Origin of the sequence: Parvimonas sp. M20 (assembly GCF_035282425.1) — a bacterium.
In the GTDB taxonomy this organism is placed as follows: Bacteria; Bacillota; Clostridia; order Tissierellales; family Peptoniphilaceae; genus Parvimonas.
Map to the genome: position 1 here is coordinate 1 of NZ_JAYKBQ010000194.1, position 265 is coordinate 265.

The window sequence follows — 265 nt, forward strand, 5'->3', positions numbered from 1 at the left end:
TCGTGCGTGACCCAGAGGATGGTCGTGCCTGTTTGTTTGTGCAAATCGACGAGCAATTGCTCGGTTGCCAGCTTGCTTCTCGTATCCAGCGAGGCTGTGACTTCATCCAATAGCAGAACAGCCGGACGCAGGAGCAGTGTCCGCACGAGGGCTACACGCTGTTTTTCGCCGCCAGACAATTGCTGCGCTGGCTTCGACCATTCGACCTGTTCCAGATGAAGCTGTTCAAACAGGGCGCGGGCGAGCTGTTGGTCAAAAGGGCGCT

1 protein-coding gene is annotated in these 265 nt (G+C 57.0%); it reads right to left on the reverse strand.

The window, feature by feature from the left end:
• Nucleotides 1-265: ATP-binding cassette domain-containing protein (locus tag VJI93_RS08945; RefSeq protein WP_324009347.1), on the reverse strand; the 265-nt coding region annotated here is incomplete at both ends.